Consider the following 17,282-nt stretch of genomic DNA (forward strand, 5'->3'; position numbering starts at 1 on the left):
CAGGATCAGCAACATGGCACGAGTACAAGCTAAGACCCAGGGTGACGGTCCGGAAGACGGCCTGCGGGAAAAGATGATCGCGGTGAACCGCGTGACCAAGGTGGTGAAGGGCGGCCGTATCCTCGGTTTCGCCGCTCTGACCGTGGTCGGCGACGGCGACGGCAAGGTCGGCATGGGCAAGGGCAAGTCCAAGGAAGTGCCCGCCGCCGTGCAGAAGGCGATGGAAGAAGCCCGCCGCAACATGACCAAGGTGTCGCTGAAGAACGGCACGATCCATCACAACGTGTTCGGCCAGCACGGTGCCGCCCGCGTCATGATGGCGCCCGCTCCCAAGGGTACCGGCATCATCGCCGGCGGCCCGATGCGCGCCGTCTTCGAAGTGATGGGCATCACCGACATCGTGGCCAAGAGCCACGGTTCGACGAACCCCTACAACATGGTCCGCGCCACCTTCGACGCGCTCAAGAACGCCACCACCCCCGGGCAAGTGGCGGCCAAGCGCGGCAAGTCGGTCGAAGACATCTTCGCCGCCTGAGGAGAAACGCAATGGCAAAGAACGAACAGCAAAAGACCGTGAAGGTCCAGCTGGTCCGCAGCCCGATCGGCACCAAGGAATCGCATCGCGCGACCATCCGCGGCCTGGGCCTGCGCAAGCTGAACTCGGTCAGCGAACTGCAGGACTCCCCTGCGGTGCGCGGCATGATCAACAAGGTCGACTACCTGGTGAAGGTGCTCTGACATGGAACTCAATAGCATCCAGCCCGCCGAGGGCTCGAAGAAGGCGCGTCGCCGCGTCGGCCGTGGCATCGGCTCCGGCCTGGGCAAGACCGCCGGCCGCGGCCACAAGGGCCAGAAGTCCCGCGCGGGCGGCTATCACAAGGTCGGCTTCGAAGGCGGCCAGATGCCGCTGCAGCGCCGCCTGCCCAAGCGTGGCTTCAAGTCGCACAACCTGCAGTTCAACGGCGAAGTGACGCTGGGTCAGCTGGAACAGCTGGGCGCGGCCGAAGTCGACCTGCTGGCCCTGAAGCAAGCCAAGCTGGTTGCCCAGATCGTGAAGAACGTGAAGGTGATCAAGTCGGGCGAGCTGAAGCGCGCGGTCAAGCTGACCGGCATCGGTGCCACCGCGGGTGCCAAGGCGGCCATCGAGGCTGCCGGCGGCTCCCTCAACTAAGCAGAGGCGACGCTCACAAGTGGCAACCGCAGCCCAGATCGCGAAGACCGGCAAGTTCGGCGACCTCCGTCGCCGGCTGGTCTTCCTGCTGCTCGCGCTGGTGGTCTACCGCATCGGCGCGCACATCCCCGTGCCCGGCATCAACCCGGACCAGCTCGCGCAGCTGTTCAAGGGCCAGCAGGGCGGCATCCTGAGCCTGTTCAACATGTTCTCGGGCGGGGCGCTGTCGCGCTTCACGGTGTTCGCGCTGGGCATCATGCCGTACATCTCGGCCTCCATCATCATGCAGCTGCTCACGTACGTGATCCCCACGTTCGAGCAGCTGAAGAAGGAGGGCGAGGCCGGCCGCCGCAAGATCACGCAGTACACCCGCTACGGCACGCTGGGCCTGGCGCTCTTCCAATCGCTTGGCATCGCCATGGCGCTGGAAGGCTCCGCCGGCCTGGTGCTGAACCCGGGCTTCGGCTTCCGCATGACCGCGGTGGTGAGCCTGACGGCCGGCACGATGTTCCTGATGTGGCTCGGCGAGCAGATCACCGAACGCGGCCTCGGCAACGGCATCTCGATCCTGATCTTCGCCGGTATCGCTGCGGGCCTGCCCAACGCGATCGGCGGACTGCTGGAGCTGGTGCGCACGGGTTCCATGGGACCGCTGGTGGCGATCTTCATCGTCGCGACCGTCGCCCTGGTGACCTACTTCGTGGTGTTCGTGGAACGCGGCCAGCGCAAGATCCTGGTCAACTACGCGCGCCGCCAGGTGGGCAACAAGGTCTACGGTGGCCAGAGCTCGCACCTGCCGCTGAAGCTGAACATGGCCGGCGTGATCCCGCCGATCTTCGCCTCGTCGATCATCCTGCTGCCGGCGACGGTGGTGAGCTGGTTCTCCACGGGTGATTCCATGCGCTGGCTGAAGGACATTGCGTCGACGCTGAGCCCCGGCCAGCCGATCTATGTCATGCTCTACGCTGCGGCGATCGTCTTCTTCTGCTTCTTCTACACGGCGCTGGTCTTCAACAGCCGCGAGACGGCGGACAACCTGAAGAAGAGCGGCGCGTTCGTCCCGGGCATCCGTCCGGGCGAGCAGACGGCGAAGTACATCGACAAGATCCTGGCGCGGCTGACGCTCGCCGGCGCGATCTACATCACCTTCGTGTGCCTGCTGCCGGAGTTCCTGATCCTGAAGTACAACGTGCCGTTCTACTTCGGTGGAACGTCGCTGCTGATCATCGTGGTGGTCACGATGGACTTCATGGCGCAGGTGCAGAACTATCTGATGAGCCAGCAGTACGAAAGTCTGCTGAAGAAAGCGAACTTCAAGACGTCACTCGGCGGCTGACCGTGTCGAAAGACGATGTCATCCAGATGCAGGGGGAAGTGGTCGAAAACCTTCCCAATGCAACATTCCGGGTGAAGTTGGAAAACGGGCACATCGTGCTCGGACATATTTCGGGAAAGATGCGGATGCACTACATCCGCATCCTGCCGGGTGACAGGGTCACCGTGGAATTGACGCCCTACGACTTGTCGCGGGCACGGATTGTGTTCCGCGTGAAGTAGCGGAGAGGATTTAGGAGAAAAGCAATGAGAGTTTCGGCTTCCGTCAAGAAGATCTGCCGCAACTGCAAGATCATTCGCCGCAAGGGTGTCGTGCGCGTGATCTGCACCGACCCGCGCCACAAGCAGCGCCAGGGCTGATAGAGATTTAGAGGAACGACGCACATGGCACGTATCGCCGGCATCAACATTCCGCCGCACCAGCACACCGAAATCGGCCTCACCGCCATCTTCGGCATCGGTCGCACGCGCGCCCGTCAGATCTGCGAAGCGACGGGCATTCCCTACTCCAAGAAGGTGAAGGACCTGACCGACGCCGACCTGGAGAAGATCCGCGACCAGATCGCCCAGTTCACCATCGAGGGTGACCTGCGCCGCGAGACGACGATGAACATCAAGCGACTGATGGACATCGGCTGCTACCGCGGATTCCGTCATCGCCGCGGCCTGCCCATGCGCGGCCAGCGCACCCGCACCAATGCCCGCACCCGCAAGGGTCCGCGCAAGGCTGCGCAGGCGCTGAAAAAATAACTTCTAGGGGTCGGACCAAGTAGCGCGAAGCGCGATTGCTCGGACCCCTCTGATCAAGGAAGAGAAAAGACATGGCCAAGGCTCCCGCCAACAACGCCGCGCAGCGCGTGCGCAAGAAGGTCCGCAAGAACGTGAGCGACGGCGTCTGCCACGTCCACGCGTCCTTCAACAACACGATCATCACGATCACCGACCGCCAGGGCAACGCCCTGTCCTGGGCCTCCTCCGGCGGCCAGGGCTTCAAGGGCTCGCGCAAGTCGACTCCCTTCGCCGCCCAGGTGGCCAGCGAAGTGGCCGGCCGCGCCGCCATGGAGCAGGGGATCAAGAACCTGGACGTCGAGATCCGCGGCCCCGGCCCGGGCCGCGAGTCCTCGGTGCGTGCGCTTGCCGCGCTGGGCATCCGGATCAACTCGATCTCGGACGTCACGCCGGTGCCGCACAACGGCTGCCGCCCGCAAAAGCGGCGTCGTATCTAACCAAGGACCAGGTGCCGGATCAAGAAGCGCTCAGCGCGATTGCCCGGGCACCTCTATTTGGTAAGCCCACCGCCGGCGGCCCACGCGTCGCCGGCTCCCGCGGCATCAGGCCGCGGTAGTCATTTGAAGGAAAGAGAAAAGTGGCACGTTACCTCGGCCCCAAGGCCAAACTGTCCCGCCGCGAAGGCACCGACCTGTTCCTGAAGAGCGCCCGCCGCTCCATCAGCGACAAGGCCAAGTTCGACTCCAAGCCCGGCCAGCACGGCCGCACCTCCGGCCAGCGCACCAGCGACTTCGGCCTGCAGCTGCGCGAGAAGCAGAAGGTCAAGCGCATGTACGGCGTGCTGGAAAAGCAGTTTCGCCGCTACTTCGAGGAAGCCGACCGCCGCAAGGGCAACACCGGCGCCAACCTGCTGTTCCTGCTCGAGTCGCGCCTGGACAACGTGGTGTACCGCATGGGCTTCGGCTCCACCCGCGCCGAAGCGCGCCAGCTGGTGAGCCACAAGGCCATCACGGTGAACGGCCAGCCGATCAACATCCCGTCCTACCAGGTCAAGGCCGGTGACGTGGTTGCCGTGCGCGAGAAGTCGAAGAAGCAGAACCGCGTCGTCGAGGCCCTGCAGCTGGCCACCCAGGTCGGCATCCCCGCCTGGATCGAAGTGAACGTCGACAAGGCCGAAGGCACCTTCAAGAAGGTCCCGGACCGCGACGAGTTCGGCGCCGACATCAAGGAAGCGCTGATCGTCGAACTGTATTCGCGCTAATCCGCGAGAGAGTGTCTAGTTCCCCGGCGGCCGGGCACGGCGCCGGGGCCCCAGCCTTACCGGTGTAACGAGCCGGGGGTATTGAGAGGAAAGTCCTGCATGCAAACCAACCTGCTGAAACCCAAATCCATCAACGTGGAACAGCTTGGCCACAACCGCGCCAAGGTGACCCTGGAGCCTTTCGAGCGCGGCTACGGCCACACGCTCGGCAACGCGCTGCGCCGGGTCCTGCTCTCGTCGATGGTCGGGTATGCGGCGACGGAGGTGACCATCGCCGGTGTCCTGCACGAGTACTCGTCGATCGACGGCGTGCAGGAAGACGTGGTGGGCATCCTGCTGAACCTCAAGGGCGTGGTGTTCAAGCTCCACAACCGCGATGAGGTGACCCTGTCGCTGCGCAAGGACGGCGAAGGCGTCGTCACGGCCGCCGACATCCAGACGCCGCATGACGTCGAGATCATCAACCCCGAGCACGTGATCGCCACGCTGTCGCAAGGCGGCAAGATCGACATGCAGATCAAGGTGGAAAAGGGCCGCGGCTACGTGCCCGGCAACGTGCGCCGCTACGGCGACGAGCCCACCAAGTCGATCGGCCGCATCGTGCTGGACGCGTCGTTCTCGCCCGTCAAGCGCGTGAGCTACACCGTCGAAAGCGCCCGCGTGGAACAGCGCACCGACCTCGACAAGCTGGTGATGGAGATCGAGACCAACGGCGCGATCACGGCGGAAGACGCCGTGCGTGCCTCGGCCAAGATCCTCGTCGAACAGCTCGCCGTGTTCGCCCAGCTGGAAGGCTCCGAACTGGCCGCCTTCGACCAGCCGGTGCAGCGCAGCTCGCAGCAGTTCGACCCGATCCTGCTGCGTCCGGTCGACGAGCTCGAGCTCACCGTCCGTTCGGCGAACTGCCTGAAGGCCGAAAACATCTACTACATCGGTGACCTGATCCAGCGCACCGAGAACGAGCTGCTGAAGACCCCGAACCTGGGCCGCAAGTCGCTCAACGAGATCAAGGAAGTGCTCGCCTCGCGCGGCCTGACCCTTGGCATGAAACTGGAATCCTGGCCGCCCGCCGGCCTGGACAAGCGTTAATCAACCGATGGTGAACTGGCAGTACCTGACACGGCTGCCTTTAGATAAGGAAAGGAACACACCATGCGTCACGGCCACGGCCTCCGCAAACTGAATCGCACCAGCGAGCACCGCCTCGCGATGCTGCGCAACATGATGGTCTCGCTGCTCCAGCACGAAGCCATCAAGACCACGGTGCCCAAGGCCAAGGAACTGCGTCGCGTCGTCGAGCCGATGATCACGCTGGCCAAGGAACCCACCCTGGCGAACAAGCGCCTGGCTTTCGACCGCCTGCGCGATCGCGATATCGTGACCAAGCTGTTCAACGAACTCGGCCCGCGCTACCAGACGCGTCCGGGCGGCTACACCCGCATCCTGAAGATGGGTTTCCGCGTCGGCGACAACGCGCCGATGGCGCTGGTCGAGCTCGTGGACCGTCCCGAGCCGACGGAAGCCACCGGTGCCGAGCAGCAGGCCTCCGAATAAGCTATAATTGCAATCTCTGACGCGCGGTGGAGCAGCCTGGTAGCTCGTTGGGCTCATAACCCAAAGGTCGCAAGTTCAAATCTTGCCCGCGCAACCAAATTGAAAGCCCTCCTTGTGAGGGCTTTTTCACGCCTGCAGTAAGCTGCCCGGTCTTTCACGAGGACCTGCATGGCTGAACTGAGCGCATTCCCCATCACGAAGAAGTGGCCGGCGACGCATCCGGATCGCCTGCAGCTCTATTCGCTGCCCACGCCCAACGGCGTGAAGGTGTCGATAATGCTGGAGGAGACCGGCTTGCCGTACGAGCCGCATCGCGTCGCCTTCGAGAACCACGACCAGCTCTCGCCCGAGTTCCTGTCGCTCAACCCGAACAACAAGATCCCCGCGATCGTCGACCCGCAGGGGCCGGGCGGCAAGCCGCTCGCGCTGTTCGAGTCGGGTGCCATCCTGCTCTATCTCGCCGAGAAGACCGGCAAGCTGCTCCCGCAGGATCCCGCGCGCCGCTACGAGGCCATCCAGTGGCTGATGTTCCAGATGGGTGGCATCGGGCCCATGTTCGGCCAGCTCGGCTTCTTCCACAAGTTCGCCGGCAAGGACTACGAGGACAAGCGGCCGCGCGATCGTTACGTCGCCGAATCGAAGCGCCTGCTCGGCGTGCTGGACCGGCACCTGAAGGGCCGCGCGTGGATGCTCGGCGACGAATTCAGCATCGCCGACATCGCGATCTTCCCGTGGGTGCGCAACCTGGTCGGCTCCTACGGCGCCGGCGAACTGGTGGGCTTCGACGCGTTCGCCGAAGTCAGGCGCGTGCTCGAATCCTTCGTCGCGCGGCCCGCGGTGCAGCGTGGCCTCGACATCCCCCGCAAGGAAGCCTGAACACCGCGTGCCGGTGCGCCTGATCGTCGCGTCGAGCCTGCTGCTGCTCGCAGCAGGTTGCGACCGCACGCCCCCGGATCCGCATGCGATGCGGCCCGACGATGCCGCCGTGACCTCGGCCGGGCGCAAGGTCTACGAACAGCACTGCGCCGCCTGCCATGGCGCGCGCCTGCAAGGCCAGCCGAACTGGCGCCTGCGCGACGCGGCCGGACGGCTGCCCGCGCCACCGCACGACGCCAGCGGCCACACCTGGCATCACCCCGACGAGGTGCTGTTCCGCATCACCAAGTACGGCGTCGCCAGGGCCGCGAACCTGAAGGACTACGACTCGGCAATGCCGGCCTACGAAGGCGTCCTGGGCGACGCGGAGATCGTTGCCGCGCTGTCATGGATCCAGTCGCAATGGCCGCCGGAGATCCGCAAGGCGCAGCGCGAAGTCGACGCCGCGCACCGCGCGAACGCCGCGAAGCCCTGAGCTCAGCGCGGCAGCGACTCCACTTCCTTCACCCAGCGGTCCACCAGCCGCCTGCGCTCGCTCGCCTTGCCGTACTTCTCGAAGTCGTACTTGATCAGGCGCACGTTGTCGATGGCGGGGATGCGCGGATCCGGCTGGAAGGTCTTGTTGGCGGGGACCTGCAGGCTGTTGGCGCGCGCGCCGATCTGCTGGCCGGCCGGGCTCATGAGCCAGTCGTAGTAGCGCTTTGCCTCGGCGCGGCTGCGCGAGCCCTTCACCAGAGCAATGCCACCGATCTCGTAGCTGGTGCCTTCGCAGGGCGCCGCGGCGTACACCGGGAACTTGTTGGTGAGGCGCTCGTTGTCGAAGCCGAAGATGAAGCTCACGCCGATGCCCACTTCGCCCTTGGCCACGCTGCGCGCCTGCGCGGTGCCGCTGCGTGTGTACTGCGTGACGTTGCGGTGCAGCTTCTTCAGGTAATCGAAGGCGGCGTCCTCGCCCATCAGCTGAACGAGACCCGCGAGAATGGTGTAGCCGGTGCCGCTGGAGCCCGGATGCGAAGTCTCGATCTCGCCCTTGTACTTCGCATCGAGCAGGTCCTTCCAGCACTTCGGCGCCGGCAGTTTCTTCTTCTTCAGCACTTCCTCGTTCCAGCCGAAGCCGATGGCGCTGGTGTAGAAGCCGCCGACGTGGTTCTGGCTCATGGCGTACTGCCGCACCGCCCAGCCGTGCAGCTGGTCGAGGTAGTCGGGGCGATAGGGATCGAGCAGGCCCGCTTCGGCCGCCTGGTAGTACGGGTCGCCGGTGCCGCCCCACCAGAGGTCGGTCTTCGGATTGGCGGCTTCGGCGCGGATCTGGGCGAGCGCCTCGCCCGTGGGCTTGCGCGTCTGCAGCACGCGGATGCCGGTGGCGCGGGTGAACTCCTGTGCCGCGAGTTCGCACCAGGACTGGTCGGTGCTGCAGAGGGCGGTGACGGTGCCTTGGGCGTGCGAGACCGATGCGGCCGAGGCGAGGAGCAGCAGGGCGAGAAAGCGTGTCAAGGCGCGGCTCCTCATTCAAAAACGTTCGTGCGGCGCCAGGTAACGCCATTGCCCGATCGGCAACTGGCCGAGCGTCACGCGCCCGATGCGCACCCGCTTGAGTCCCACCACCTTCAGCCCCACCGCCTCGCACATGCGGCGGATCTGCCGCTTCTTGCCTTCGGTGAGCACGAAGCGCAGCTGCTCGGGGTTCTGCCAGTCCACCTTGGCCGGCTTCAGCGGCTGGCCGTCGAGGCTGAGGCCGAAGCGCAGGCGCGCGAGTTGCGCCTGCGGGAAGGCCGCCTGCACGTCGGTCGTCGCCTGGCCGAAGCTCACGCGCACCAGGTATTCCTTTTCGATCGTCGAGTCCTCGCCGATCAGCTGGCGCGCGACGCGGCCGTCCTGCGTGAGCACCAGCAGGCCGGTGGAATCGATGTCCAGGCGGCCGGCCGGCGCGAGCCCCTTCAGTTGATTCGGCTGGAAGCGCTGCGGCCCCATGTCGCCCTTCCAGCGCGCGCGCCCCTGAACCAGCACCACGGCGGGCTCGTGGCCGTCCTCGGCCTGCCCGCTCACGTAGCCGATCGGCTTGTGCAGCAGGATCGTGACCTGCTCGCGCTGCTGGCCGCGAGCGCGCGGATCGATCTCGATCTTCGACTGCGGCCCCACCTGCAGGCCCATGGGCGCGACGGCGCCGTCGACCTTCACCCAGCCCTTGGCGATCCAGTCGTCGGCCTCTCGGCGCGAGCACAGGCCCAGTTCGGCCATGCGTTTGTTCAGGCGCGTCGTGGCGCCGGCGGCAGGAGACTCAGGTTGCATCGTTGTTGCGGTTGGGGGCAGTAGTGGTGCGCAGCGCTTCCAGGTCCAGGATGCGCAGGCCGCCGTATTCGACCTGGATGATGCCTTGCTCCTGCAGCGCGGAGAGCGCCTCGTTCACGCGCTGGCGCGACAGGCCCACCAGGTAGGCCAGCTCCTGCTGCGTGATGCGCAGCACTTCGCCCACGCCGGGGAACAGCACGCGGTTGAAGAGGGCCGCGAGGCTGCGCGCCACGCGCACGTCCGGATTGTTCATGCGGTCGATCTCGCGCGCGGCGATGAACTGGCCGAGCCGCTCGTTGAGCTGGTTCATCACGAAGCGGTTGAAGCCGATCGAGTGGTCCAGCAGCCAGTGGAAACGCTCGGTCGGCAGGCCCGCCACCACGCTCTTGCGCAGCGCCTGGATGTTGTAGCGGTAGGGCTCGCGCTTGAGCACGGTGCCTTCGCCGAACCAGCCGCCGGGCGGCAGGCCGCTGAAGGTGATGGTGCGGCCCTGCGCGTTGTCCGTGCTCATTTTCAGCAGCCCTTCGACCACGCCGAACCAGTAGGTCACCGGGCGGCCGACGCGGCAAACGTAGTCGCCGGGCAGGGCGTCGCCCACCTTGATGTCCTGCATCGCCACGGCGCGCTCGTGCGCCTGCAACGCCGCGAGCCAGGGAATGCCGGCGAGCTCGGCTGGCGTGGGATCGCGGCGGCGCTGGTGGAGGGTGAGTTCGGCCGGCATGGACGTTAGGGACAGCCCCCTCGGGAGTATCCCTAGGATTGTCATTGCAAAGACAGAAAGACGTCAAACCCCCGCCTACATTGCGCCCCATACGCCTTCTTCCAAAGGACAAGGCATGGAAACGACTTTTCCCCGCCTGCTGCTGCAGCACGCCGCGCAGCGGCCCGAAGCGGCGGCGATGCGCGAGAAGGAATACGGCATCTGGCAGGCGCTCGCCTGGGCGGACCTCGCGCGCATGGTGGAACACATCGCCTGCGGCCTGCACCAGGCCGGCCTCGCGCGCGGCGAGCACATGGTGGTGATCGGCGCGAACCGGCCCCGCCTGTACGCCACGATGCTCGCGGCGCAATCGCTGGGCGCGATCCCCGTGCCGCTGTACCAGGACGCGGCGGCGGCCGAATGCGTCTTCCCGATCAACAACGCGGAGGTGCGCTTCGCGCTGGCGGAGGACCAGGAGCAGGTCGACAAGCTGCTGGAGATCCGGCCGCAATGCCCGCAGCTGCGGGGCATCTGGTTCGACGATCCGCGCGGCCTGCGCCACTACGGCGAGCCGGGCCTGCAGTCCGTGGACGCGCTGCTGGAAACGGGGGCGAAGCTGGCGCGGGACAACCCCGGCCTGTTCCCCGCCCAGGTGGAGCAGGGCCGCCCCGACGACGTCGCGGCGATGTTCTTCACCTCCGGCACCACCGGCCAGGCCAAGGGCGTGGTGCACACGCACCGCACGCTGCTCGATCGCGCGCACGCCGGCGCCGAGTTCGACCGGCTCACCGAACGCGAGGAAGTGCTGGCCTACATGCCGCCGGCTTGGATCGGCCAGAACATCTTCAGCTACGCGCAGTGGCTGGCCTGCGGCTACGTGGTGAACTGCCCCGAGTCCGCCGGCACCGTGATGATCGACCTCAAGGAGATCGGGCCCACCTACTACTTCGCGCCGCCGCGCGTCTTCGAAGCGCTGCTCACCAGCGTGATGATCCGCATGGAGGATGCCGGCGCCATCAAGCGGCGCATGTTCCATGCCTGCATGGACGTCGCGCGCCGCGTCGGCCCCGCGCTGCGTGACGGCAAGAGCGTCGCCGCGCTCGACCGCGTGCTGTACGCCGTCGGCAACGTGCTGGTGTACGGGCCGCTGCGCAACAACCTGGGCATGTCGCGGGTCCGCGTGGCGTACACCGCGGGCGAGGCGATCGGGCCCGACCTGTTCACGTTCTACCGCGCGATCGGAATCAACCTCAAGCAGCTCTATGGCAGCACGGAGACGGCGGTGTTCGTCTGCATGCAGCCGGACCACCAGGTGCATGCCGACACGGTGGGCATCCCGTGCCGCGACGTCGAAATCAAGCTGTCGGACAACGGCGAGATCCTCGTGCGTTCGCCCGGCCTGCTCAAGGAGTACTACAAGAACCCGCAGGCGACCGCGGAGGTGAAGGACGGCGAGGGCTGGTACCGCACCGGCGATGCCGGCTTCCTCGATGCCGGCGGCCACCTGAAGATCATCGACCGCGCCAAGGACGTCGGGCGCCTGGCCGACGGCTCGATGTTCGCGCCCAAGTACATCGAGAACAAGCTGAAGTTCTTCCCGCACGTCAAGGAAGCCGTGGCGGTGGGCGACCAGCGCGACAGGGTGTGCGTGATGGTCAACATCGACTTCGACGCGGTCGGCAACTGGGCCGAGAAGCGCAACCTGCCGTATGCCGGCTACACCGATCTCGCGCAGAAGATCGAGGTGTACGCCCTGGTGAAGGACTGCATCGAGAAAGTGAACGCGGACCTCGCCGGCGACGAGAAGCTCGCCGGCAGCCAGGTCCACCGCTTCCTGATCCTGCACAAGGAGCTGGACGCCGACGACGGCGAGCTCACCCGCACCAACAAGGTCCGCCGCGGCTTCATCGCCGAGAAGTACCAGGTGCTGGTGGACGCTCTGTACGGCGGCAAGTCCGAGCAGTACATCGAGACGCAGGTGAAGTTCGAGGACGGGCGCACCGGCAGCGTGAGCGCGACGCTGAAGATCATGGATGCCCGCACCTTCGCGCCGGTGAGGGCGGCGGCATGAAGATCATGAGAGATCCCGACCTTTCCGGCATCGCCGCGTCCCCTTCCACCCCGGCCGGCACGCGTCGCCTCGGCAACGTGATCCTGGACGTGAAGAACATCTCGCTCGCCTTCGGCGGCGTGAAGGCGCTCACCGACATCTCCTTCGACGTGCGCGAGCACGAGGTGCGCGCCATCATCGGGCCCAACGGCGCCGGCAAGAGCTCGATGCTCAATTGCATCAACGGCGTCTACCAGCCGCAGCAGGGCAGCATCACCTTCCGCGGCAGGACCTTCCACCACATGAAGAGCCGGCAGGTGGCGGAGATGGGCATCGCCCGCACCTTCCAGAACCTGGCCCTCTTCAAGGGCATGAGCGTGCTGGACAACATCATGACCGGCCGCAACCTGCGCATCAGGAGCAACATCCTGCTGCAGGCGCTGCGCATCGGGCCGGCGGAGCGCGAGGAGATCCGGCACCGCGAGCACGTCGAGCGGATCGTCGACTTCCTGGAGATCCAGGCCTTCCGCAAGACGCCGGTGGGGCAGCTGCCCTACGGCCTGCAGAAGCGCGTGGACCTGGGCCGCGCGCTGGCGATGGAGCCGCAGGTGCTGCTGCTCGACGAGCCGATGGCGGGCATGAACCTGGAGGAGAAGCAGGACATGTGCCGCTTCATCCTCGACGTGAACGACGAATTCGGCACCACCGTGGTCCTGATCGAGCACGACATGGGCGTGGTGATGGACATCTCCGACCGCGTGGTGGTGCTGGACTACGGCAAGAAGATCGGCGACGGCACGCCCGACGAAGTGCGGAGCAATCCGGACGTGATCAAGGCCTACCTGGGGACTTCGCATTGAACAAGATGATTGTCATTGCGAGCTTGACCCGCAATCCATGGATCCCGGCTCGAGGCCGGGATGACAAGGTGGAGGCGTGATGGGCTTCTTCCTCGAAACCCTCCTCGGCGGCCTGATGACGGGCATGCTCTATTCGCTGGTCGCCCTCGGCTTCGTGCTGATCTTCAAGGCTTCCGGCGTCTTCAACTTCGCGCAGGGCGCGATGGTGCTATTCGCGGCGCTGGCGATGGCGCGCTTCGCCGAGTGGCTGCCGAAGTGGCTCGGCTTCGAGAGCGCCATCCTCGCCAACCTGCTCGCCTTCCTGGTCGCCGGCGCGATCATGTTCGTGGTGGCCTGGCTGGTGGAGCGCCTGGTGCTGCGGCACCTGGTGAACCAGGAGGGCGCCACGCTGCTGATGGCGACGCTGGGCATCACCTACTTCCTCGACGGCTTCGGCCAGACCCTCTTCGGCAGCGACATCTACAAGATCGACGTCGGCATGCCCAAGGATCCCTGGCTCGCGTTCGAGTCCACCTTCCAGGGCGGCATCCTGATCAGCAAGGAAGACCTGATCGCGGCGGCGATCGCCGCGGCGCTGGTGGCGCTGCTCACGCTGTTCTTCCAGAAGACCGGCACCGGCCGCGCGCTGCGCGCGGTGGCCGACGACCACCAGGCCGCGCAGTCGATCGGCATCCCGCTGAACCGCATCTGGGTGATCGTGTGGTGCGTGGCCGGCGTCGTGGCGCTGGTCGCGGGAATGATCTGGGGCTCCAAGCTGGGGGTGCAGTTCTCGCTGTCCACCGTGGCCTTGCGCGCGCTGCCGGTGGTGATCCTCGGCGGCCTCACCTCCGTGCCCGGCGCCATCCTGGGCGGGCTCATCATCGGCGTCGGCGAGAAACTGTCGGAGGTCTACATCGGCCCGATGGTGGGCGGCGGCATCGAGATCTGGTTCGCCTACATGCTGGCGCTCGTCGTGCTGCTGTTCCGGCCGCAGGGCCTCTTCGGCGAAAAGATCATCGATCGGGTCTGACCATGCTTTACAGAGAAAACGGCCAGTTCAAGACCACCTACCGCGCCGACCAGCAGATCTTCCCGATCCTGCAGGACCGCTGGGCGCTGCTGGCGATCCTCCTCGTCGCCTTCGTCGCCGTGCCGCTGTTCGCGTCGGACTACCTGTTCCGCGCGATCCTGATCCCCTTCCTGATCATGTCGCTGGCGGCGCTGGGGGTGAACATCCTCGTCGGCTACTGCGGCCAGATCTCGCTCGGCTCCGGCGCCTTCATGGCCGTGGGCGCCTACGGCGCCTACAACGTCTTCATGCGCGTGCCCGGCATGCCGCTGGTGCCCGCGCTGCTCGCGGGCGGCCTGTGCGCCACCGCCTTCGGCGTCCTGTTCGGCCTGCCGAGCCTGCGCGTGCGCGGCCTGTACCTCGCGGTGGCGACGCTCGCCGCGCAGTTCTTTTCCGACTGGATGTTCCTGCGCATCAAGTGGTTCACCATGGACACGCCCTCCGGCTCCGTGGCGGTGTCCAACCTGCAGGTGCTGGGCTGGCCCATCGACAGCGCGCCGAGCCGCTACCTGTTCTGCCTGGGCATCCTGGTGGTGCTTGCGCTGCTCGCGAAGAACCTGGTGCGCAGCGCCATCGGCCGCGAGTGGATGGCGATCCGCGACATGGACGTGGCCGCCGCCGTGATCGGCATCCGGCCGATGTACGCGAAGCTGAGCGCTTTCGCCGTGAGCTCCTTCATCATCGGCGTCGCCGGCGCACTGTGGGCCTTCGTCTACCTCGGCGCCTGGGAGCCGGCCGCCTTCTCGGTGGACATGTCCTTCCGCCTGCTGTTCATGGTGATCATCGGCGGGCTCGGCTCGATCATGGGCAGCTTCTTCGGCGCCGCCTTCATCGTGGTCCTGCCGATCTTCCTGAACCAGGCGCTGCCGGCGCTCGGCGCGCTGGTCGGCATCACGATCTCCACCGCGGGCGTGTCGCACACCGAATTCATGATCTTCGGCGTGCTGATCGTCTGGTTCCTCATCGTCGAGCCGCACGGGCTGGCGCGGCTGTGGTCCATCGGCAAGCAGAAGCTGCGCCTGTGGCCCTTCCCGCATTGACGCGGGGTAAGTCCCTAGCTGCAAGTCCCGATGCTTCCCCGAGTTTTCTCCCTTTCACTGGCACCACTTCCATTCACAAGGAGACAGGCATGAAATTGCGCAATGTGGTCCTGGCCGCAGCCATGGTGGCGGCCGCCGCGACGTCCGCACTCACGACCAGCGCGCACGCGCAGGCCAAGGAGCAGTTCATCGCGGTGCTGTCCTATCGCACCGGCCCCTACGCACCCAACGGCACGCCCTGGGCCAACGGCTACGTCGACTACATCAAGCTGGTGAACGCCAAGGGCGGCGTCAACGGCGTGAAGCTCGCCTTCGAGGAATGCGAGACGGGCTACGACACCGCGCGCAGCGTCGAGTGCTACGAGCGCCTCAAGAGCCGCAATCCGGCGTTCGTGCAGCCGCTGTCGACGGGCGCGACTTTCGCGATCACGGAGAAGGCGCCCAACGACAAGATCCCGGTGGTCTCGGTCGGCTACGGCCGCAGCGAGTCCGCGGACGGCACCGTCTTCAAGTGGAACTTCCCGATCGCGGGCAACTACTGGGTGGCGGCCGACGCGATCCTGCAGGCCATCGCCAAGAAGGAAGGCGGCTGGGACAAGCTCAAGGGCAAGAAGATCGCGCTGGTCTACCACGACAGCCCCTACGGCAAGGAGCCCATCCCGCTGCTGCAGGAACGCAGCCGGATGCACCATTTCGACCTGCAGCTGCTGCCGGTGGCCGCCCCGGGCGTGGAGCAGAAGGCCACCTGGCTGCAGATCCGCCAGGCGCGTCCCGACTACACGCTGCTGTGGGGCTGGGGCGTGATGAACTCCACGTCGATCAAGGAAGCCGTCGCCACCGGCTACCCGCGCGAGAAGATGTACGGCGTGTGGTGGGCCGGTGCCGAGCCGGACGTGAAGGACGTCGGTGACGGCGCCAAGGGCTACAACGCGGTGACCATGCAGCACGGCGCCGAGCCGCAGTCCAAGGTGGTCAAGGACATCCAGGCCCTGGTGCACGCCAAGGGCCAGGGCACGGGCCCGAAGGAGGAAGTGGGCCAGGTGCTCTACATGCGCGGCGCGATGAGCGCCATGCTGGGCATCGAAGGCATCCGCGCCGCGCAGGAGCGCTTCGGCAAGGGCAAGGTGATGAGTGGCGAGCAGGTGCGCTGGGGCCTGGAGAACCTGAACCTCACGCAGCAGAAGCTCGACGGCCTCGGCTTCGCCGGCGTGATGCGCCCGATCAGCACCTCCTGCGTCGACCACATGGGCGCGGCCTGGGCGCGCATCCACACCTGGGACGGCAAGCAGTGGAAGTTCACCTCCGACTGGCTGCAGGGCGACGAGCAGGTGATCAAGCCGCTGGTGCGGAGCACGGCGGCGAAGTACGCGGCGGAGAAGAAGCTGACGGCGCGCACGCCGGCTGACTGCCAATCCTGACCTGAGTGAACCAGGCTCCCTCCCCCTCCGGGGGAGGGTTGGGGTGGGGGCGCTGCGGCGCTTGTAAATCGCGAGCGCAAGAGCGCCCCCATCCCAGCCTTCCCCCAGAGGGGGAAGGGGCAACAGCCGGAAGCCATATGAGCACACCCAACATCGTTTTGGACGTCAACGGCATCGAAGTCATCTACAACCACGTGATCCTCGTGCTCAAGGGCGTGTCGCTGCAGGTGCCCGAAGGCGGCATCGTGGCGCTGCTCGGGGGCAATGGCGCGGGCAAGACGACCACGCTGCGCGCCGTGTCCAACCTGCTCCAGGGCGAGCGCGGCCAGGTCACCAAGGGCTCCATCGTGCTGCGCGGCGAGCGCATCGAGAACCTCACGCCGGCCGACCTGGTGGAGCGCGGCGTGGTGCAGGTGATGGAAGGGCGGCACTGCTTCGCCCACCTCACGATCGAGGAGAACCTGCTGACCGGCGCCTACACCCGCAAGAGCAGGGGCGAGGTCGCGGCCAACCTGGACAAGGTCTACGCCTACTTCCCGCGGCTGAAGCAGCGGCGCGAGTCGCAGGCGGCCTACACCTCGGGCGGCGAGCAGCAGATGTGCGCGATCGGGCGCGCGCTGATGGCGAATCCGAACCTCGTGCTGCTGGACGAACCCTCCATGGGCCTCGCGCCGCAGATCGTCGAGGAGGTGTTCGAGATCGTGAAGGACCTCAACGCCAGGGAGAAGGTGACCTTCCTGCTGGCGGAGCAGAACACCGGCATGGCGCTGAAGTACGCCGGCTACGGCTACATCATGGAAAGCGGCCGCATCGTGATGGACGGGCCGGCCTCCGAGCTGGCGAGCAACGAGGACGTCAAGGAGTTCTACCTGGGCGTCGGCGCCGGCAAGCGCAAGAGTTTCCGCGAGGTCAAGAGCTACAAGCGCCGCAAGCGCTGGCTGGCCTGAACGC

The 17,282-nt window shown here is 66.2% G+C and carries 22 protein-coding genes and 1 tRNA gene; 20 read left to right on the forward strand and 3 right to left on the reverse strand.

Annotated elements, in window-relative coordinates; genetic code table 11:
• The first annotated feature begins 13 nt into the window (after positions 1–13).
• The 14 genes from rpsE to VF522_RS06020 all read left to right on the forward strand — a co-directional run bounded on the left by rpsE (position 14) and on the right by VF522_RS06020 (position 7,401).
• A complete protein-coding gene (rpsE, locus tag VF522_RS05955) occupies positions 14–535 on the forward strand; it encodes a 30S ribosomal protein S5 (RefSeq protein ID WP_330907317.1) in 522 nt (173 codons plus the stop codon).
• 11 nt (positions 536–546) lie between these two features.
• Positions 547–738, forward strand: a complete 192-nt coding sequence (rpmD, locus tag VF522_RS05960) for a 50S ribosomal protein L30 (protein WP_330907318.1) — start codon at positions 547–549, stop codon at positions 736–738.
• A 1-nt stretch (position 739) separates the two neighbouring features.
• Positions 740–1,171, forward strand: a complete 432-nt coding sequence (rplO, locus tag VF522_RS05965; protein ID WP_330907319.1) for a 50S ribosomal protein L15 — start codon at positions 740–742, stop codon at positions 1,169–1,171.
• A gap of 19 nt (positions 1,172–1,190) precedes the next feature.
• The gene (secY, locus tag VF522_RS05970; protein WP_330907320.1) at positions 1,191–2,507 is read left to right on the forward strand and encodes a preprotein translocase subunit SecY; all 1,317 of its coding nucleotides are present in this window, start codon (positions 1,191–1,193) and stop codon (positions 2,505–2,507) included.
• 2 nt (positions 2,508–2,509) lie between these two features.
• On the forward strand, positions 2,510–2,728 hold the full coding sequence (infA, locus tag VF522_RS05975; protein ID WP_330907321.1) for a translation initiation factor IF-1: 219 nt from the start codon (positions 2,510–2,512) through the stop codon (positions 2,726–2,728).
• Positions 2,729–2,752: 24 nt separating this feature from the next.
• Positions 2,753–2,866 carry a 50S ribosomal protein L36 gene (gene rpmJ, locus VF522_RS05980; RefSeq protein WP_011481465.1) on the forward strand — a complete coding sequence of 38 codons (114 nt, stop codon included), beginning with the start codon at positions 2,753–2,755 and terminating at the stop codon, positions 2,864–2,866.
• Positions 2,867–2,890: 24 nt separating this feature from the next.
• Positions 2,891–3,256, forward strand: coding sequence for a 30S ribosomal protein S13 (gene rpsM / locus VF522_RS05985; protein WP_330907322.1), 366 nt, complete (start codon positions 2,891–2,893; stop codon positions 3,254–3,256).
• 71 nt (positions 3,257–3,327) lie between these two features.
• Positions 3,328–3,732: a 30S ribosomal protein S11 gene (gene rpsK / locus VF522_RS05990; RefSeq protein ID WP_330907323.1), complete on the forward strand. Its 405-nt coding sequence runs from the start codon at positions 3,328–3,330 to the stop codon at positions 3,730–3,732.
• Positions 3,733–3,872: 140 nt separating this feature from the next.
• Complete coding sequence (rpsD, locus tag VF522_RS05995) at positions 3,873–4,496, forward strand: 30S ribosomal protein S4 (RefSeq protein WP_330907324.1); 624 nt, start codon at positions 3,873–3,875, stop codon at positions 4,494–4,496.
• A 99-nt stretch (positions 4,497–4,595) separates the two neighbouring features.
• Positions 4,596–5,585, forward strand: coding sequence for a DNA-directed RNA polymerase subunit alpha (locus VF522_RS06000; RefSeq protein WP_330907325.1), 990 nt, complete (start codon positions 4,596–4,598; stop codon positions 5,583–5,585).
• Between the two features lie 63 nt (positions 5,586–5,648).
• Entirely contained in the window at positions 5,649–6,050 is a 402-nt protein-coding gene (gene rplQ / locus VF522_RS06005) for a 50S ribosomal protein L17 (protein WP_330907326.1), read from the forward strand.
• 20 nt (positions 6,051–6,070) lie between these two features.
• Positions 6,071–6,147, forward strand: a tRNA-Met gene (locus VF522_RS06010).
• Between the two features lie 71 nt (positions 6,148–6,218).
• Positions 6,219–6,926, forward strand: a complete 708-nt coding sequence (locus tag VF522_RS06015; RefSeq protein WP_330907327.1) for a glutathione S-transferase N-terminal domain-containing protein — start codon at positions 6,219–6,221, stop codon at positions 6,924–6,926.
• 7 nt (positions 6,927–6,933) lie between these two features.
• Entirely contained in the window at positions 6,934–7,401 is a 468-nt protein-coding gene (locus VF522_RS06020; RefSeq protein ID WP_330907328.1) for a c-type cytochrome, read from the forward strand.
• Between the two features lie 2 nt (positions 7,402–7,403).
• Here VF522_RS06020 and VF522_RS06025 read toward each other — a convergent pair whose 3' ends face one another.
• From VF522_RS06025 to VF522_RS06035, 3 genes are read right to left on the reverse strand one after another with little or no spacing between them, the layout of a single operon-like run.
• A complete protein-coding gene (locus VF522_RS06025) occupies positions 7,404–8,420 on the reverse strand; it encodes an ABC transporter substrate-binding protein (protein WP_330907329.1) in 1,017 nt (338 codons plus the stop codon).
• Positions 8,421–8,435: 15 nt separating this feature from the next.
• Positions 8,436–9,215 carry a pseudouridine synthase gene (locus VF522_RS06030; RefSeq protein WP_330907330.1) on the reverse strand — a complete coding sequence of 260 codons (780 nt, stop codon included), beginning with the start codon at positions 9,213–9,215 and terminating at the stop codon, positions 8,436–8,438.
• Complete coding sequence (locus VF522_RS06035; RefSeq protein ID WP_330907331.1) at positions 9,205–9,936, reverse strand: Crp/Fnr family transcriptional regulator; 732 nt, start codon at positions 9,934–9,936, stop codon at positions 9,205–9,207. The genes VF522_RS06030 and VF522_RS06035 overlap by 11 nt, the downstream gene beginning before the upstream one ends.
• Before the next feature lie 115 nt (positions 9,937–10,051).
• Here VF522_RS06035 and VF522_RS06040 point away from each other — a divergent pair, with 115 nt between their 5' ends.
• The 6 genes from VF522_RS06040 (at position 10,052) to VF522_RS06065 (ending at position 17,278) form a co-directional block, all read left to right on the forward strand.
• Entirely contained in the window at positions 10,052–11,986 is a 1,935-nt protein-coding gene (locus tag VF522_RS06040; RefSeq protein ID WP_330907332.1) for an AMP-dependent synthetase/ligase, read from the forward strand.
• Between the two features lie 5 nt (positions 11,987–11,991).
• Complete coding sequence (locus VF522_RS06045) at positions 11,992–12,825, forward strand: ABC transporter ATP-binding protein (protein ID WP_330907412.1); 834 nt, start codon at positions 11,992–11,994, stop codon at positions 12,823–12,825.
• A gap of 79 nt (positions 12,826–12,904) precedes the next feature.
• Positions 12,905–13,834 carry a branched-chain amino acid ABC transporter permease gene (locus tag VF522_RS06050; RefSeq protein ID WP_330907333.1) on the forward strand — a complete coding sequence of 310 codons (930 nt, stop codon included), beginning with the start codon at positions 12,905–12,907 and terminating at the stop codon, positions 13,832–13,834.
• A gap of 2 nt (positions 13,835–13,836) precedes the next feature.
• Positions 13,837–14,913: a branched-chain amino acid ABC transporter permease gene (locus VF522_RS06055; protein ID WP_330907334.1), complete on the forward strand. Its 1,077-nt coding sequence runs from the start codon at positions 13,837–13,839 to the stop codon at positions 14,911–14,913.
• Positions 14,914–15,002: 89 nt separating this feature from the next.
• Complete coding sequence (locus VF522_RS06060; RefSeq protein WP_330907335.1) at positions 15,003–16,331, forward strand: ABC transporter substrate-binding protein; 1,329 nt, start codon at positions 15,003–15,005, stop codon at positions 16,329–16,331.
• Positions 16,332–16,468: 137 nt separating this feature from the next.
• A complete protein-coding gene (locus VF522_RS06065; protein WP_330907336.1) occupies positions 16,469–17,278 on the forward strand; it encodes an ABC transporter ATP-binding protein in 810 nt (269 codons plus the stop codon).
• Positions 17,279–17,282: the final 4 nt, after the last annotated feature.

Origin of the sequence: Ramlibacter sp., assembly GCF_036383835.1 — a bacterium.
Taxonomy (GTDB): Bacteria; Pseudomonadota; Gammaproteobacteria; order Burkholderiales; family Burkholderiaceae_C; genus Ramlibacter.

Coding starts and splice junctions, on each gene's coding strand:
- rpsE (WP_330907317.1), top strand. CDS start 14: ATGGCACGAGTACAAGCTAAGACCCAGGGTGACGGTCCGGAAGACGGC.
- rpmD (WP_330907318.1), top strand. CDS start 547: ATGGCAAAGAACGAACAGCAAAAGACCGTGAAGGTCCAGCTGGTCCGC.
- rplO (WP_330907319.1), top strand. CDS start 740: ATGGAACTCAATAGCATCCAGCCCGCCGAGGGCTCGAAGAAGGCGCGT.
- rpmJ (WP_011481465.1), top strand. CDS start 2,753: ATGAGAGTTTCGGCTTCCGTCAAGAAGATCTGCCGCAACTGCAAGATC.
- rpsM (WP_330907322.1), top strand. CDS start 2,891: ATGGCACGTATCGCCGGCATCAACATTCCGCCGCACCAGCACACCGAA.
- rpsK (WP_330907323.1), top strand. CDS start 3,328: ATGGCCAAGGCTCCCGCCAACAACGCCGCGCAGCGCGTGCGCAAGAAG.
- VF522_RS06000 (WP_330907325.1), top strand. CDS start 4,596: ATGCAAACCAACCTGCTGAAACCCAAATCCATCAACGTGGAACAGCTT.
- rplQ (WP_330907326.1), top strand. CDS start 5,649: ATGCGTCACGGCCACGGCCTCCGCAAACTGAATCGCACCAGCGAGCAC.
- VF522_RS06015 (WP_330907327.1), top strand. CDS start 6,219: ATGGCTGAACTGAGCGCATTCCCCATCACGAAGAAGTGGCCGGCGACG.
- VF522_RS06030 (WP_330907330.1), bottom strand. CDS start 9,215: ATGCAACCTGAGTCTCCTGCCGCCGGCGCCACGACGCGCCTGAACAAA.
- VF522_RS06035 (WP_330907331.1), bottom strand. CDS start 9,936: ATGCCGGCCGAACTCACCCTCCACCAGCGCCGCCGCGATCCCACGCCA.
- VF522_RS06040 (WP_330907332.1), top strand. CDS start 10,052: ATGGAAACGACTTTTCCCCGCCTGCTGCTGCAGCACGCCGCGCAGCGG.
- VF522_RS06045 (WP_330907412.1), top strand. CDS start 11,992: ATGAGAGATCCCGACCTTTCCGGCATCGCCGCGTCCCCTTCCACCCCG.
- VF522_RS06050 (WP_330907333.1), top strand. CDS start 12,905: ATGGGCTTCTTCCTCGAAACCCTCCTCGGCGGCCTGATGACGGGCATG.
- VF522_RS06055 (WP_330907334.1), top strand. CDS start 13,837: ATGCTTTACAGAGAAAACGGCCAGTTCAAGACCACCTACCGCGCCGAC.
- VF522_RS06060 (WP_330907335.1), top strand. CDS start 15,003: ATGAAATTGCGCAATGTGGTCCTGGCCGCAGCCATGGTGGCGGCCGCC.
- VF522_RS06065 (WP_330907336.1), top strand. CDS start 16,469: ATGAGCACACCCAACATCGTTTTGGACGTCAACGGCATCGAAGTCATC.